The organism is Escherichia sp. Marseille-Q3837 (assembly GCF_916618735.1).
Taxonomy (GTDB): Bacteria; Pseudomonadota; Gammaproteobacteria; order Enterobacterales; family Enterobacteriaceae; genus Escherichia; species Escherichia ruysiae.
This window is the reverse complement of sequence record NZ_CAKAKC010000001.1, coordinates 2144729-2159394: the sequence shown is the minus strand read 5'-3', so window position 1 is coordinate 2159394 and position 14666 is coordinate 2144729. Positions and strand designations below refer to the sequence as shown.

General features: G+C 50.0%; 18 protein-coding genes. 3 read left to right on the top strand and 15 right to left on the bottom strand.

All coding sequences use genetic code 11. The features are described from left to right. The first annotated feature begins 30 nt into the window (after positions 1-30). Positions 31-1587: a membrane-bound lytic murein transglycosylase MltF gene (gene mltF / locus LG381_RS10140; protein WP_085461025.1), complete on the top strand. Its 1557-nt coding sequence runs from the start codon at positions 31-33 to the stop codon at positions 1585-1587. Here the strand turns inward: mltF and tadA are convergent. Next, positions 1584-2087: a tRNA adenosine(34) deaminase TadA gene (gene tadA / locus LG381_RS10135; protein WP_225762365.1), complete on the bottom strand. Its 504-nt coding sequence runs from the start codon at positions 2085-2087 to the stop codon at positions 1584-1586. The two genes, mltF and tadA, sit on opposite strands and share 4 nt — an antisense overlap. Positions 2088-2144: 57 nt before the next feature. Then, positions 2145-2780: a phosphatidylglycerophosphatase C gene (yfhb, locus tag LG381_RS10130; protein WP_225762364.1), complete on the bottom strand. Its 636-nt coding sequence runs from the start codon at positions 2778-2780 to the stop codon at positions 2145-2147. A 208-nt stretch (positions 2781-2988) separates the two neighbouring features. Here yfhb and LG381_RS10125 point away from each other — a divergent pair, with 208 nt between their 5' ends. Then, positions 2989-3837, top strand: a complete 849-nt coding sequence (locus LG381_RS10125) for a MurR/RpiR family transcriptional regulator (RefSeq protein WP_001013782.1) — start codon at positions 2989-2991, stop codon at positions 3835-3837. 55 nt (positions 3838-3892) lie between these two features. Then, a complete protein-coding gene (gene yfhL, locus LG381_RS10120; protein ID WP_001196294.1) occupies positions 3893-4153 on the top strand; it encodes a 4Fe-4S dicluster ferredoxin YfhL in 261 nt (86 codons plus the stop codon). 193 nt (positions 4154-4346) lie between these two features. Here yfhL and shoB read toward each other — a convergent pair whose 3' ends face one another. The 13 genes from shoB to rseD form a co-directional block, all read right to left on the bottom strand. Continuing rightward, positions 4347-4427, bottom strand: a complete 81-nt coding sequence (gene shoB / locus LG381_RS10115) for a type I toxin-antitoxin system toxin ShoB (protein ID WP_000128779.1) — start codon at positions 4425-4427, stop codon at positions 4347-4349. 441 nt (positions 4428-4868) lie between these two features. Next, complete coding sequence (acpS, locus tag LG381_RS10110; RefSeq protein ID WP_000986026.1) at positions 4869-5249, bottom strand: holo-ACP synthase; 381 nt, start codon at positions 5247-5249, stop codon at positions 4869-4871. After that, entirely contained in the window at positions 5249-5980 is a 732-nt protein-coding gene (pdxJ, locus tag LG381_RS10105) for a pyridoxine 5'-phosphate synthase (RefSeq protein WP_001297412.1), read from the bottom strand. The genes acpS and pdxJ overlap by 1 nt, the downstream gene beginning before the upstream one ends. Positions 5981-5991: 11 nt before the next feature. Next, entirely contained in the window at positions 5992-6720 is a 729-nt protein-coding gene (recO, locus tag LG381_RS10100; protein ID WP_000399406.1) for a DNA repair protein RecO, read from the bottom strand. 11 nt (positions 6721-6731) lie between these two features. Next, positions 6732-7637 (bottom strand): GTPase Era, encoded by a 906-nt coding sequence (gene era / locus LG381_RS10095; RefSeq protein WP_000020737.1) that lies wholly within the window; start codon positions 7635-7637, stop codon positions 6732-6734. Then, positions 7634-8314 (bottom strand): ribonuclease III, encoded by a 681-nt coding sequence (rnc, locus tag LG381_RS10090; protein WP_001068343.1) that lies wholly within the window; start codon positions 8312-8314, stop codon positions 7634-7636. The genes era and rnc overlap by 4 nt, the downstream gene beginning before the upstream one ends. Positions 8315-8586: 272 nt before the next feature. Further along, positions 8587-9561, bottom strand: coding sequence for a signal peptidase I (lepB, locus tag LG381_RS10085; RefSeq protein ID WP_000002532.1), 975 nt, complete (start codon positions 9559-9561; stop codon positions 8587-8589). A 15-nt stretch (positions 9562-9576) separates the two neighbouring features. Next, positions 9577-11376 (bottom strand): translation elongation factor 4, encoded by a 1800-nt coding sequence (gene lepA, locus LG381_RS10080; RefSeq protein ID WP_000790173.1) that lies wholly within the window; start codon positions 11374-11376, stop codon positions 9577-9579. Positions 11377-11573: 197 nt separating this feature from the next. Then, on the bottom strand, positions 11574-12053 hold the full coding sequence (gene rseC, locus LG381_RS10075) for a SoxR-reducing system protein RseC (RefSeq protein WP_000589060.1): 480 nt from the start codon (positions 12051-12053) through the stop codon (positions 11574-11576). Continuing rightward, positions 12050-13006, bottom strand: coding sequence for a sigma-E factor regulatory protein RseB (gene rseB, locus LG381_RS10070; RefSeq protein WP_000812045.1), 957 nt, complete (start codon positions 13004-13006; stop codon positions 12050-12052). The genes rseC and rseB overlap by 4 nt, the downstream gene beginning before the upstream one ends. Beyond that, a complete protein-coding gene (gene rseA / locus LG381_RS10065) occupies positions 13006-13656 on the bottom strand; it encodes an anti-sigma-E factor RseA (protein WP_085461026.1) in 651 nt (216 codons plus the stop codon). The genes rseB and rseA overlap by 1 nt, the downstream gene beginning before the upstream one ends. 32 nt (positions 13657-13688) lie before the next feature. Beyond that, positions 13689-14264: an RNA polymerase sigma factor RpoE gene (gene rpoE / locus LG381_RS10060; RefSeq protein WP_001295364.1), complete on the bottom strand. Its 576-nt coding sequence runs from the start codon at positions 14262-14264 to the stop codon at positions 13689-13691. Beyond that, positions 14261-14416: a rpoE leader peptide RseD gene (gene rseD, locus LG381_RS10055; protein ID WP_032147913.1), complete on the bottom strand. Its 156-nt coding sequence runs from the start codon at positions 14414-14416 to the stop codon at positions 14261-14263. The genes rpoE and rseD overlap by 4 nt, the downstream gene beginning before the upstream one ends. Between the last annotated feature and the right edge of the window lie 250 nt (positions 14417-14666).

Sequence of the window (14666 nt, the reverse complement as noted above, 5' to 3'; positions counted from 1 at the left end):
GGGACGCGCACGACACAGAGAATTAACTAATTGAAAAAATTAAAGATTAATTATCTGTTCATCGGCATTCTGGCACTGCTTCTCGCGGTCGCTCTCTGGCCATCCATTCCCTGGTTTGGTAAAGCCGACAATCGTATCGCCGCCATTCAAGCGCGGGGAGAGTTGCGCGTGAGCACCATTCATACTCCCCTGACATATAACGAAATCAACGGTAAACCTTTTGGTCTGGATTACGAACTGGCAAAACAGTTTGCCGATTACCTCGGCGTAAAGCTGAAAGTCACCGTACGGCAGAACATCAGCCAGTTGTTTGACGATCTCGATAACGGTGATGCCGATCTGCTGGCGGCGGGACTGGTCTATAACAGCGAAAGGGTTAAAAATTATCAGCCTGGCCCAACCTATTATTCCGTTTCACAGCAACTGGTCTATAAAGTGGGTCAGTATCGACCACGGACGCTGGGCAATCTGACGGCGGAACAGTTGTCCGTCGCTCCCGGGCATGTTGTCATTAACGATCTGCAAAAACTGAAAGAGACTAAGTTCCCGGAATTAAGCTGGAAAGTGGACGACAGAAAAGGTTCTGTGGAGTTAATGGAAGATGTTATCGAAGGTAAGCTGGATTACACCATTGCCGATTCTGTCGCTATCAGCCTGTTTCAGCGCGTTCACCCGGAACTTGCTGTGGCACTGGATATCACCGATGAACAACCGGTAACCTGGTTTAGTCAATTAGATAACGATAATACGCTTTCTGCGGCTCTGCTCGACTTCTTCAATGAAATGAATGAGGACGGCACACTGGCGCGTATTGAAGAGAAATATCTCGGACATGGCGATGATTTTGATTACGTTGATACGCGCACATTTTTACGCGCCGTTGATGCAGTACTGCCGCAGTTAAAGCCGCTGTTTGAGAAATACGCCGAAGAAATTGACTGGCGTTTGCTGGCCGCGATTGCTTATCAGGAATCGCACTGGGATGCACAGGCCACTTCGCCGACCGGTGTACGCGGCATGATGATGTTAACCAAAAATACCGCGCAAAGCCTGGGCATTACCGACCGCACTGATGCCGAACAAAGCATCAGCGGCGGCGCACGTTACTTACAGAATATGATGAGTAAAGTGCCAGAGAGCGTGCCAGAAAATGAGCGGATCTGGTTTGCGCTCGCCGCCTATAATATGGGCTATGCACATATGCTGGACGCCCGCGCCCTGACGGCAAAAACCAAAGGCAATCCTGACAGTTGGGCCGATGTCAAACAGCGTCTGCCTTTACTTAGCCAGAAACCCTATTACAGCAAGCTGACTTACGGCTACGCGCGTGGGCATGAAGCCTATGCTTATGTCGAAAATATTCGTAAGTATCAGATTAGCCTGGTGGGTTATCTGCAAGAGAAAGAGAAGCAGGCTACAGAAGCGGCGATGCAACTGGCGCAGGATTATCCGGCGGTATCACCTGCTGAATTAGGAAAGGGAAAATTTCCCTTTCTCTCGTTTCTTTCGCAGTCGTCATCTAATTATCTGACGCACTCCCCTTCTCTACTGTTTTCCAGGAAGGGAAGTGAAGAGAAACGAAATTAATCTGTAGCGGGTTGCGCTTTTTTCTGCGCTTTGATTTCGTGGCGGCGCATTCGGAAAAAATCGCTGAGTAGCGCCGCGCACTCATCTGCCAGTATTCCTTCCGTAATTTCCACTCGATGATTCATACCTGGATGGTGCAGCACATCCATTAATGATCCGGCGGCACCAGTTTTCGCATCACGAGCGCCAAAGACTACGCGACCAATGCGGCTGTGAATCATCGCTCCGGCGCACATCACGCATGGCTCCAGCGTGACATACAACGTGGCGTCGATCAGGCGATAATTCTGCAACACCAGCCCTCCTTGCCGCAGCGCCATGATTTCTGCATGTGCAGTAGGATCATGACGGCCAATCGGACGATTCCATCCTTCGCCGATTACGCGATTGTTATGCACTAATACCGCGCCGACCGGCACTTCTCGCTCGTCCCAGGCACGTTTCGCCAGCGTCAGCGCATGACGCATCCAGTATTCGTGGCTAAATTCGACTTCAGACAAAAAGAAAACTCCGGTTATAAAAGCGCGGCGCATTATACACGGACGCTATGCTTTACTCTATTCCAGTTGCTGGAGTTCACCGCGAGGCGTTACCCGCCAGCGATGCTGACAAAAATAGAGTAGCGGATTGTCCTGATTACTGTCGCTATAGCCACTGTACAGCCGCAGCGGTGTGCCGATTTTGCGTTCCAGTTGCGCGACTTTTTCATAACCGAGACAGCGCATGGTCAGCACCCAGCCACCATAGCCGCGCTGGATCTGACTGGCGATAAGATTAACGCGTGCCAGCCACGGCGTATCGAAATAAACCGCTTCGACCAAAGCCTGAGGGGAACCGGTAATCAACCAAATATCAGCATCGGAGCTTAGCAGATAGCTGGTCAGACGTTCCTGCACTAGCGGGAAAGCAGTGACATTGTCGCGAAACCAATGCACGAAATCGGCTTGTAACGCCTGTAAACGTGCTTCGCTATGACCAAAGGTACAACCCCATAGCAGCAGACTCATCGGCCAACGTGCCGCTCGCCCCTTGATTAATAATGCAATGACAATGACCGGCAACAGCGGCAGAACAAGTAACGCATTCAGCGGCTGTCGGCGCAGTAAGTAGCGCAGAAAACTGCCAAACATATCCTGTTGATGCAATGTTCCATCTAAGTCAAAAAACACCACACGACGCTCGTGAGTTGCCAAACCACACCCCTCTGGACTGATACATCCTGATTAATTTTCACTACCAGATAGCCTAACAGATAGATCATCACTTTTCCGGCAACAATCTATCGCATAATGGTTGACTGGAATTTTTAATTCATGGCAATTAACTTTGATGGAATATAATATTCTCTCGCTTATGTCTCATATTGCCTGTTGTCGCCATTAATTCATCGCGAGGAAAGATATGAACGGCCTACTTCGTATCCGTCAGCGTTACCAGGGGCTTGCCCAGAGTGATAAAAAGCTGGCGGATTATCTCCTGCTACAACCGGACACTGCCCGCCACCTTAGTTCCCAACAACTGGCCAACGAAGCCGGAGTCAGTCAGTCCAGCGTAGTGAAGTTCGCGCAAAAACTTGGCTATAAAGGTTTTCCGGCACTTAAATTGGCATTAAGCGAAGCTCTGGCAAGCCAACCGGAATCACCTTCCGTACCCATTCATAACCAAATTCGCGGTAATGATCCGTTACGACTGGTTGGCGAAAAACTGATTAAAGAAAACACGGCTGCCATGTACGCAACACTGAACGTCAATAGTGAGGAGAAGCTACATGAATGCGTGTCGATGCTTCGTTCTGCGCGACGGGTTATTCTGACTGGTATCGGCGCTTCCGGTCTGGTGGCGCAGAATTTTGCCTGGAAGCTGATGAAGATTGGTTTTAATGCTGCCGCTGAGCGTGATATGCACGCGTTGCTTGCTACAGTGCAAGCTTCGTCACCGGACGATTTGTTATTAGCCATCTCATACACAGGTGTACGGCGGGAGTTAAACCTGGCAGCAGATGAAATGCTACGAGTGGGTGGAAAAGTGCTGGCAATCACCGGTTTTACCCCCAATGCCCTGCAACAGCGCGCTTCTCATTGCCTGTATACCATTGCCGAAGAACAAGCGACAAACAGTGCTTCGATCTCCGCATGTCATGCTCAGGGAATGTTAACGGATTTGCTGTTCATTGCGCTGATCCAGCAGGATCTGGAACTGGCACCTGAACGTATTCGTCATAGTGAGGCGCTGGTGAAAAAACTGGTTTGAGTAAAGAATGCGCGTATAATGCCCGCCCGGTTTGTGTTGTTTTGAGAGTTTCCTTATGGCGCTGTTAATCACTAAAAAATGCATCAATTGTGATATGTGTGAACCCGAATGCCCGAATGAGGCGATTTCGATGGGTGAACATATCTACGAGATTAACAGCGATAAGTGTACCGAATGCGTAGGTCACTACGAGACGCCAACCTGCCAGAAAGTGTGCCCGATCCCCAATACTATTGTGAAAGATCCGGCGCATGTTGAAACAGAAGAACAGTTGTGGGACAAATTTGTGCTGATGCATCATGCGGATAAGATTTAGTATTTTGCCTCTGAAGCAGGATATTACTTATTCACTCGTGTAAAAACGAAATGATTATATTTATTTTCATGATGTCATTAATAAAAACATTCGTTGAATGAATTTCTATAATATCTGCGCAGACACTTAATTATCATTATTAAAGGCGCGTCAGACTGGTTAAGCCGACGCGCCTTAAGTACGTTTCCTGATGTTATAAGAACAGAAGGATCAGCTGTAAAACAGCAATGACGACTTTAATTACCCGTTTAATAAGGTATCGACAATCAGTCATTCGTTTTTCCTTAAACAAGGAATGCAGCCGTTCAGATTAGCCCTTACATCTCCCCAAAACTGAACGTGCGAGTTATTGAGGGTACATGCTGCACTCCGCACCAGAGCTTTGACGACACCACTCGTTTCAATGGGGGAATTCAGTGATATGGTGTAAAGCACAGCAAAATCTCCAATAACGAAGCCAATTTTAAAGTGCTTATGAATTAGCAGTCACGTTAATCTTTCCATCACTATCGAATTCTTCGTCAAGGCTCGAGTTTTTATGCTAAAGATTGCAAGTTGCTTGTAAAAGATACCCCCCCTGATCCATAATCACTCTCGTTGAGGGTGCGTGCTGCACAATATTATTTAAGTTAAAAAGTAAAACCCCCGTTCCTTACCAGTTCGGGGGTTTTACTTTTTAAAAGAACAGTATTATTTAGGTGTTCGAGAAAGAGTTTTAACTTTCAATTATTACCGTGGCGCAAGCATAGTGGCGTTCATCTGCCAGCGTCACATGCATATGTGCGACACCCAGCTTTTCTGCCAATTTTAACGCCTCGCCCCACAACCGCAACCGTGGCTTGCCGAGTTCATCGTTGAACACTTCAAACTGATTAAATGCCAGGCCATTGCGGATCCCTGTACCAAACGCTTTTGCCGCCGCTTCTTTCACGGCAAAACGCTTCGCCAGAAAACGCACCGGCTGATGGTGCGTTTTCCAGATCTCCCATTCATTATCGCTTAATACGCGTCGTGCCAGGCGATCGCCGGATCGGGCAATCACCGCTTCAATACGGGCGATCTCCACGATATCCGTGCCTAAACCTAATATTGCCATTAGCCACGCGCTTCCAGCATCAGACGCTTCATTTCTGCCACCGCATCTTTCAGTCCGGTCATCACCGCACGACCGATAATGGCATGTCCAATATTCAGTTCGTGCATTTCAGGGATGGCAGCAATGGCTTTCACGTTGTGATAGGTCAGGCCGTGACCGGCATTAACTTTCAGACCGAGGCTTGCGGCAAAGGTCGCGGCTTTGGCGATACGCGCCAGCTCTTGCGCCTGTTCGGCGTCAGTTTTGGCATCAGCGTAACAACCGGTGTGAATCTCAATAAACGGTGCGCCAACCTCAGCGGCAGCTTTAATTTGTTCTTCATCGGCGTCGATAAACAGAGAAACCTGAATCCCGGCATCTGCCAGACGTTTGCAAGCATCGCGCATTTTGTCACGCTGACCTGCAACGTCCAGGCCGCCTTCGGTTGTCACTTCCTGACGCTTTTCCGGCACCAGGCAGCAAAAATGCGGCTTCGTCTCAACGGCAATCGCCAGCATCTCTTCGGTCACCGCCATTTCCAGATTCATGCGGGTATCCAGCGTCTGACGCAGGATTCGCACATCGCGGTCGGTAATGTGGCGGCGATCTTCACGTAAATGCACGGTAATGCCATCCGCGCCCGCCTGCTCGGCAATAAACGCCGCCTGCACCGGATCCGGGTAAGCAGTACCACGCGCATTACGCAGCGTTGCGATATGGTCAATGTTGACGCCTAACAGTAATTCAGCCATGACAATCCTCATCAGTCATTATGTGTTTTCACTGTTCGCTTAGGCATAAACTGCCGGAACAGTTCCCTGCTTTTTAAAGGTTTACCGCCAAGATAAGGCTTAAGCGCCATGCGGGTAAAGCGTTTCGCGGCACGCAATGTGTCGGCGTCAGGAAACTCCCGCTCGTATAACGCTTTCAACTGCCTCCCGGTGAAAGTTTTATTGTCGATAACTACGCTGGCGATAAATCCTTTTTCTTCGCGATAACGATACGTCATGGTGTCATCTACCGGCTCACCGCTACCCGCACAATGGGTAAAGTTGACGCCATAACCCAGATGCCCCAACAACGCCAGCTCAAAGCGACGCAACGCCGGTTCTGGCGTACCAGTAGCACCTGCCAGAGACTGAATGCAGTGCAAGTAATCGAAAAAGAGTTCCGAGAAGCGGGTCTCGTATTCCAGCACGCGGGAGAGAAGTTCGTTGATGTACAGACCGCTGTAAAGCGTAACACCACTTAATGGCAGCGCCAGTGAGACAGCTTCGGCACTGCGCAGAGTTTTGACTTCACCGCGCCCACCAAAACGAAGCAAGAGAGGCGTGAAAGGCTGCAATGCGCCTTTCAGGGTAGAACGTTTTGAACGTGCGCCTTTAGCAACCAGACGCACGCGTCCCGATTCCTCCGTGAAGACGTCCAGCATCAGGCTGGTTTCGCTCCACGGGCGACTATGCAGGACAAATGCGCGCTGCCAGCCTTCCATCGGAGTAACTCTTAGAGATCGTCAACGTAACCGAGACTACGCAGCGCACGTTCGTCATCGGCCCAGCCGGATTTCACTTTCACCCACAGCTCAAGGTGGACAGGCGCTTCGAACATTTCCTGCATGTCTTTACGCGCTTCAATCCCGATGGTTTTGATCTTGGCTCCTTTGTTGCCAATCACCATCTTCTTCTGCCCTTCACGCTCAACGAGAATCAAACCGTTGATGTCATAACCGCCGCGTTCGTTAGAGACGAAACGTTCGATCTCCACGGTCACGGAGTACGGCAGTTCAGCACCGAGGAAACGCATCAGTTTTTCACGGATGATTTCAGACGCCATAAATCGCTGCGAGCGATCGGTGATGTAATCTTCCGGGAAGTGATGGGTCGCTTCAGGCAGATGCTTACGCACGATTGCCGCAATAGTGTCGACATTCAGCCCGGTTTCAGCAGAGATCGGCACGATATCGAGGAAGTTCATCTGGCTTGCCAGGAACTGTAAGTGTGGCAGCAGATCGGCTTTTTCCTGCACGTTGTCCACTTTGTTCACCGCGAGGATCACCGGCGCTTTGCCATCGCGCAGCTTATTGAGCACCATTTCATCGTCCGGCGTCCAGCGGGTGCCTTCAACGACAAAAATCACCAGCTCAACGTCGCCAATGGAGCTGCTCGCCGCTTTGTTCATCAGGCGGTTAATGGCGCGTTTTTCTTCCATATGCAGACCCGGAGTATCGACGTAGATCGCCTGATACGCGCCTTCAGTATGGATACCCACAATGCGGTGACGGGTTGTCTGCGCTTTGCGGGAAGTGATGGAGATTTTCTGCCCCAACAGTTTGTTCAGCAATGTGGATTTGCCAACGTTCGGACGTCCGACGATAGCAATAAATCCGCAGTAACTTTTATCGATGCTCATTCCAGCTCCAGTTTTTTCAACGCCTGTTCGGCGGCAGCCTGTTCAGCCTTACGACGGCTTGAACCTGTGCCAACCACCGGTTCGCTCAGGCCGCTAACCTGGCAGTGGATAGTAAATTCCTGATCGTGCGCTTCGCCACGTACCTGAACTACCAGATAAGTTGGCAGAGGCAGATGGCGCCCCTGCAAATATTCTTGCAAGCGCGTTTTCGGATCTTTTTGTTTATCGCCTGGGCTAATTTCGTCCAGACGGGTTTGATACCAGTTAAGGATTAATTTCTCGACGGTCTGAATATCGCTGTCGAGGAATACGCCGCCAATTAATGCTTCAACGGTGTCAGCAAGAATCGACTCACGACGAAATCCACCGCTTTTAAGTTCACCTGGCCCTAAACGCAAGCACTCACCTAACTCAAATTCACGCGCCAGTTCTGCCAGCGTATTGCCACGAACCAGCGTGGCGCGCATCCGGCTCATATCCCCTTCATCCACACGAGGGAAACGGTGATACAGCGCATTGGCGATAACGTAGCTCAAAATAGAGTCGCCTAAAAATTCTAAACGCTCGTTATGTTTGCTGCTGGCACTACGATGGGTTAATGCCTGCTGCAACAGCTCCTGATGATTAAAAGTGTAGCCCAGCTTCCGTTGAAGCCGATTAATTACGATGGGGTTCATGCGATACCAATAAATAAATGCGTCAACAATTCAGCACACGAAACAGACCTGATATGCAGGGTTCTGCTAACAGCTTTGCAGCAGTTTCAGTTGACCTGTATATGGGGACCAACGCTGTTTCGTGTGCCGTGGCGACCTGGAGGTGCCAACCTTAAACTTCGGGGGAATATTCTATACACAACGACGGGGGATGTCGTTAGTCACGGGAGATTTATCTCATAAATAATTCACGTTGTCGCCATAACGGCGACAACGTGAACGAAGATAAGCTATTAATGGATGCCGCCAATACGACTTAAGCGCACACCAGTCGGCCATTCGCCTTCTTGCTTATCGAAACTCATCCAGATAGCCGTTGCCCGACCGACCAGATTCGCTTCCGGCACAAAGCCCCAGTAACGGCTGTCCGCGCTGTTGTCGCGGTTGTCACCCATCATGAAGTATTGGCCCGGCGGAACAATCCAGGTTGCCAGTTGTTGTCCTGGCTGTTGGTAATACATCCCCACCTGATCCTGCGCAATCGGCACGGTCAGGATACGATGCGTTACATCGCCCAGTGTCTCTTTACGTTCAGAAAGACGAATTCCATTTTCTTTGGTTTCGTTTTTCGGCACCTCAAAGAATCCGCTGGTTGCTTCCCCGCCGTTACGACGCGAGAAGGTCTGAACGAAATCGCTCGGTTCCACGTTTGAGTAGGTGACCGGCAGCGCGTTTTCACACGCCTGACCGGAACTGCATCCCGGTTGAATAGTCACCTCTTTCGCAACCGGATCGTAAGTGACTTTATCGCCCGGTAAACCCACCGCACGCTTGATGTAATCAAGCTTTGGATCTTCCGGGTATTTAAAGACCACGATATCGCCACGTTTCGGATGACCGGTTTCGATCAGCGTTTTCTGGTAGATAGGATCTTTAATGCCGTAAGCAAACTTCTCTACCAGAATAAAGTCACCGATTAACAGAGTCGGCATCATCGAACCTGACGGGATCTGGAACGGTTCATAAATAAACGAACGCACAATCAATACGATAGCCAGCACCGGAAATACAGAAGCGCCGGTTTCGAGCCAACCTGGCTTCGGCGCAACTTTTTTCAGCGTTGCTTTATCCAGTGAGTCCCCGGCAGCTGCTTGTGCTGCTGCCTGACGTTCCCGCCGTTTAGGTGCGAAAAAGAATTTATCCACGCACCACAAAATGCCCGTCACCAGTGTGGCAATCACCAGAATCAGGGCAAACATATTCGCCATGCCAACTCCTAATGGTTATTTGTTGTCTTTGCCGACGTGCAGAATGGCGAGGAACGCTTCCTGCGGCAGTTCGACGTTACCGATCTGCTTCATGCGTTTCTTACCTTCTTTCTGCTTCTGCAGCAGCTTTTTCTTACGGCTGATATCGCCGCCATAACATTTAGCCAGTACGTTTTTACGCAGCTGTTTCACGGTGGAACGCGCAATGATGTGCGTTCCAATCGCAGCCTGAATGGCGATATCAAACTGCTGGCGGGGGATCAGATCTTTCATCTTCTCCACCAGCTCGCGACCACGGTTTTGCGAATTATCACGGTGGGTGATCAACGCCAGCGCATCAACACGTTCACCGTTGATTAAAACGTCAACACGCACCATGTCGGACGCCTGGAAGCGTTTGAAGTTGTAATCCAAAGACGCATAACCACGCGAGGTAGATTTCAGGCGATCGAAGAAGTCGAGTACCACTTCCGCCATAGGGATCTCATACGTCAGTGCCACCTGGTTACCGTGATAAACCATGTTGGTCTGTACGCCGCGTTTTTCTACGCATAGCGTAATGACGTTACCAAGATACGCCTGCGGCAGCAGCATGTGACACTCTGCTATCGGTTCGCGCAATTCATAGATGTTATTCACCGCTGGCAGCTTGGATGGGCTGTCGACGTAGATAACTTCTTTCGCCGTAGTTTCTACTTCATACACTACTGTCGGAGCGGTAGTAATCAGGTCAAGGTCGTACTCGCGTTCCAGACGTTCCTGAATGATCTCCATGTGCAGCAGGCCGAGGAAGCCGCAGCGGAAACCAAAGCCCAGCGCCGTGGAGCTTTCTGGCTCATAGAACAATGAGGCATCGTTCAGGCTAAGTTTGCCCAACGCATCGCGGAAGGCTTCATAGTCGTCAGAACTTACCGGGAACAGACCGGCGTAAACCTGCGGTTTGACTTTTTTAAATCCTGGCAGCGCCTTTTCTGCCGGATTACGCGCCAGCGTTAAGGTGTCACCGACTGGTGCGCCGTGGATATCTTTAATCGCACATACCAACCAGCCTACTTCGCCACATTTCAGTTCTGTACGGTCAACTTGCTTCGGCGTGAAAATACCCAGACGGTCGGCGTTATAAGTCTGCCCGGTACTCATGACTTTCACTTTGTCGCCCTTACGCAGGGTGCCGTTTTTAATACGGATAAGTGAAACAACGCCCAGGTAGTTGTCGAACCAGGAGTCGATAATCAGAGCCTGCAACGGGCCTTCCGGATCGCCTTCCGGCGGTGGGATGTCGCGCACCAGACGTTCAAGAACGTCCTGCACACCAACGCCGGTTTTCGCCGAGCAACGCACTGCGTCGGTGGCGTCGATACCAACGATATCTTCAATTTCTTCCGCCACGCGTTCCGGATCGGCTGCCGGTAAGTCAATCTTATTCAGTACCGGCACCACTTCAAGATCCATTTCCATTGCGGTGTAGCAGTTTGCCAGGGTTTGCGCTTCTACGCCCTGCCCGGCGTCAACCACCAGCAATGCACCTTCACAAGCGGCCAGCGAACGCGATACTTCATAAGAGAAGTCCACATGACCCGGGGTGTCGATAAAGTTAAGTTGATAGGTTTCGCCATCGGACGCTTTATAGTCCAGCGTCACGCTCTGCGCTTTGATAGTTATGCCACGCTCACGCTCAAGATCCATGGAATCGAGAACCTGTGCCTCCATTTCACGGTCAGACAGGCCACCGCAGATCTGGATAATACGGTCAGACAGCGTCGATTTACCGTGGTCAATGTGAGCTATGATCGAAAAGTTACGTATATTCTTCATAAAGTATGATTATTGTGCCTTAATGCCCGGTTAACCAGGCTTTTAGAAGTCGCTGTTCTGAGCTTAACGTCTGTATTAATAGAAACGCCGCATTCTACACTACAACATTGAGGCGAGGAAATGTTCATACCGTATGGATTGTGGTATCTGGAAACGTCCTCGCATTTGTTATGCAAAATACAACAAAGCCAGTGAAATCACTGGCTCGCGTCTTCCGAAGATGTTTCAAATCGCACAAGGCCAGGCGGCAATGCCACACTTAAAATGACAGGTTGCCACTCTGCCCGGGCAGCAAACTTACGTGAGAATCCACGCGCAATGAGGAATCCGCCAACGCCGCCGAGAATCGCACCACATAATGCTGCAATATCTGAAGCAAAGAGTAGCTGAAATAACGAAGCGATGAAGAATAATCCCACCAACGGCGACATATAAACCAGTAATGCGGAGCTGAGCAGGCTGCCTTCGGCGATTCCTAATTCCACTTTTTGCCCCGGCACTAACGGTTCATCACAGGGTACGACGATGGTATGCGTGGTTTGCGGGCCAAGTTTATTTAACACGCGGCTACCGCAACCAGCACGGGAAGCACAGCTGCTACATGAGGCTTTGACATCACAACTGACCAGCGCCTGCCCGTTTTTCCAGGAGACAACAGTGGCCCACTCTTTAATCATTGCCCTGCCCCAAACTTAATATTCTCGGCAATGCGCTTCGCCGTTTGCGGTGGCAGTTCACCAACAATGGTGATTTCGGCGTTATCACGTACGCTGGTACTGACGGTTCTGCGTCCGGTGCGCAACATCTGGTCGGTGCTCGATGGCGTAGCACGGTTTACGTTTACCGAGAAGCTGAATAATCCGTCGGAATAGAGACGTGATTCGATAGGCATGTTGTCCATCGTCGGTAACGGACGCCGACTGCTGGAGACTTCACTAAAGCCCTGCGGCAACCAGGTTGGAGTCCAGTTAAATTTGGCTTTTTCACCCACAGGTACAGAAAGCAGCGGTGGCAAGTTCGCTTTCGCCAGCGTCTGCATACTGCTGCTGATATCCTGATTGACGTTGAAAGCAATCACACGGAATTGTTCCAGCGTTTCACCATCACGATCAAGGAGATCTACCCGCATCGGTAATTTCGATTCGGTATCCATCCATACGATGTAGCTGTAGCGTGTGCCATCACGAGCTACTACGCGGATTACCTCACATAAGCGGTCGGCAATACGCGTACGCCCCACGGAGATAAAGTCGTAGTAAGGAGAAAGACGCTTGAAATCGGTATAGATGAGCGATGGCAGAGAATCAACAATGTAATCGCCATTAAGTGTGAACGGTTCAAGACCCGGTTCAAAATAGCTGATTTCATTGCCGCGCTGTACCACTTCCCGGCGCGGGCCATCCATTTGCAACAACTGTGCAAGAGGACGGTTATCGAGGCGTGCATGTCGATAACGCAGAGACTCAACACCTTGTTTATTGATGCTGATGAATGACAGCTCGTAATTCAGTGACTGGCTAGCCAGGTTCATCTGCTGTAATAACGCCCCGGACGCAGGGGTGGCCGAGGCGTTAGCAGAGAATAACAGGCTACCTGTCACTAATGACATGGCAAACCAAAGTTGCTTCATTACTGCGATTGCGTTCCTAAAGTTTGAATTCCTGGCACCTGTACAGCGGCTTGCTGTGTCTGGGCCTGCTCAAACTGAAGCTGTTCGGAGTGGAGTCGACGTTGCAGTTCGTAATCCTGCAACATGGCATTAATGCGACGACGCTGCTCCTGTACCTGCTGCTGTTGACCATTGTTCGTAGTCGCTTCAGAAGGCACTCCCAGACTTACCGGACTGGCTTTACCCATCATCGGCAGAGTATTAAATACCGGAGTTTCGGGCTGCTGGGACGTTTCAGATTGTCCATTATAGTGCTGGACGCCAACGATAACTGCAAGCGATACACACGCCGCTACGCCCATTTGGGTAAGCTGTGCCGCCCACGGACGGACTTTCTGCCAGAATGGCATTTTCTGCCATTGATGCGGTGCAGGCTGAGCCTCTGGGATCAATGTCGTCGGTTGACGTACTGGCTCTTCTTCAATGGCAGCCATCACGCGGGAAGAGATATCGAAATGAAGTACCTCGGGAGTATCACCCCGCATAGAGTCACGGATTAAGTGATAGTTTTCCCAGGTTTTCTGCATTTCCGGGTTGTGAGCCAGTTCGTTAAGCAGCTCACTATCCAGCGTTTCGCCATCCATTAAAGCGGAAAGTTGTTCTTTCTGCATGCCTAATACCCTTATCCAGTATCCCGCTATCGTCAACGCCTGATAAGCGGTTGAACTTTATTATCAATAGCTTCCCTCGCACGGAAGATACGTGAACGCACCGTACCCACCGGACAATCCATGATAGCGGCTATCTCTTCATAGCTCAGGCCATCCAGCTCCCGCAAGGTTATTGCCATGCGTAAATCTTCCGGGAGGGACTCAATAGTTCGGAAAACTATCTGTCTCAGTTCTTCTGACAACATTAAGTTCTCAGGGTTCGAAATTTCTTTCAGCGCGCCGCCACTTTCGAAGTTTTCAGCTTCAATGGCATCCACATCACTGGAAGGTGGACGACGCCCCTGAGCAACCAGGTAATTTTTTGCCGTATTAACAGCAATCCGATACAGCCATGTATAAAAAGCACTATCTCCCCGGAACGAATCCAGCGCACGATAGGCTTTAATAAAAGCTTCTTGTACCACATCGGGAACATCACCCGACGGCACATAGCGGGAAACCAGACTCGCCACCTTATGCTGATAGCGCACTACCAGTAAGTTAAAGGCTTTCTGATCTCCCTTCTGGACCCGCTCAACCAGGACCTGGTCCGTTAACTGCTCGCTCATCCGAGGTAAAATCTCCCCAAACCAAATTTCCACGCGCTATCGAAACGCCACTCCATTAGCTGCAATTTGAGCAAGCAAAGGGTTAGAGTGTCTCGTTTTTGTAAAGTTCCGTAACGCATCTGTTTTTGTTTGTCATGCTGTAGACGGATCATTATCTATCATTATAAGTCTACAGAATCTGAATAACGCATTATCTGTGTAGAAATGCCCATTTAACTGCCTGAAGAGTAACCCAACGGCCTTTTTATTTCACCACCTAATCCTCCGCCGACGAGCAACTTCTCTTTTTCCCGTCTTCCTGAATCAACATGTTTAGCCCTTGTAACAAACATCAAAATAACAGATGTTTAATTGTACAACATGATGCTATGCTGGCCGAACGGTGTTTAGTAAATTAAACAA

Excerpts from the sequence above, each read along its gene's own strand:
- recO (WP_000399406.1), bottom strand. The coding sequence starts at position 6,720 with ATGGAAGGCTGGCAGCGCGCATTTGTCCTGCATAGTCGCCCGTGGAGC.
- lepB (WP_000002532.1), bottom strand. The coding sequence starts at position 9,561 with ATGGCGAATATGTTTGCCCTGATTCTGGTGATTGCCACACTGGTGACG.
- lepA (WP_000790173.1), bottom strand. The coding sequence starts at position 11,376 with ATGAAGAATATACGTAACTTTTCGATCATAGCTCACATTGACCACGGT.
- LG381_RS10125 (WP_001013782.1), top strand. The coding sequence starts at position 2,989 with ATGAACGGCCTACTTCGTATCCGTCAGCGTTACCAGGGGCTTGCCCAG.
- era (WP_000020737.1), bottom strand. The coding sequence starts at position 7,637 with ATGAGCATCGATAAAAGTTACTGCGGATTTATTGCTATCGTCGGACGT.
- shoB (WP_000128779.1), bottom strand. The coding sequence starts at position 4,427 with ATGACTGATTGTCGATACCTTATTAAACGGGTAATTAAAGTCGTCATT.
- rpoE (WP_001295364.1), bottom strand. The coding sequence starts at position 14,264 with ATGAGCGAGCAGTTAACGGACCAGGTCCTGGTTGAGCGGGTCCAGAAG.
- yfhL (WP_001196294.1), top strand. The coding sequence starts at position 3,893 with ATGGCGCTGTTAATCACTAAAAAATGCATCAATTGTGATATGTGTGAA.
- acpS (WP_000986026.1), bottom strand. The coding sequence starts at position 5,249 with ATGGCAATATTAGGTTTAGGCACGGATATCGTGGAGATCGCCCGTATT.
- pdxJ (WP_001297412.1), bottom strand. The coding sequence starts at position 5,980 with ATGGCTGAATTACTGTTAGGCGTCAACATTGACCATATCGCAACGCTG.
- rseA (WP_085461026.1), bottom strand. The coding sequence starts at position 13,656 with ATGCAGAAAGAACAACTTTCCGCTTTAATGGATGGCGAAACGCTGGAT.
- rnc (WP_001068343.1), bottom strand. The coding sequence starts at position 8,314 with ATGAACCCCATCGTAATTAATCGGCTTCAACGGAAGCTGGGCTACACT.
- rseB (WP_000812045.1), bottom strand. The coding sequence starts at position 13,006 with ATGAAGCAACTTTGGTTTGCCATGTCATTAGTGACAGGTAGCCTGTTA.
- rseC (WP_000589060.1), bottom strand. The coding sequence starts at position 12,053 with ATGATTAAAGAGTGGGCCACTGTTGTCTCCTGGAAAAACGGGCAGGCG.
- rseD (WP_032147913.1), bottom strand. The coding sequence starts at position 14,416 with ATGATCCGTCTACAGCATGACAAACAAAAACAGATGCGTTACGGAACT.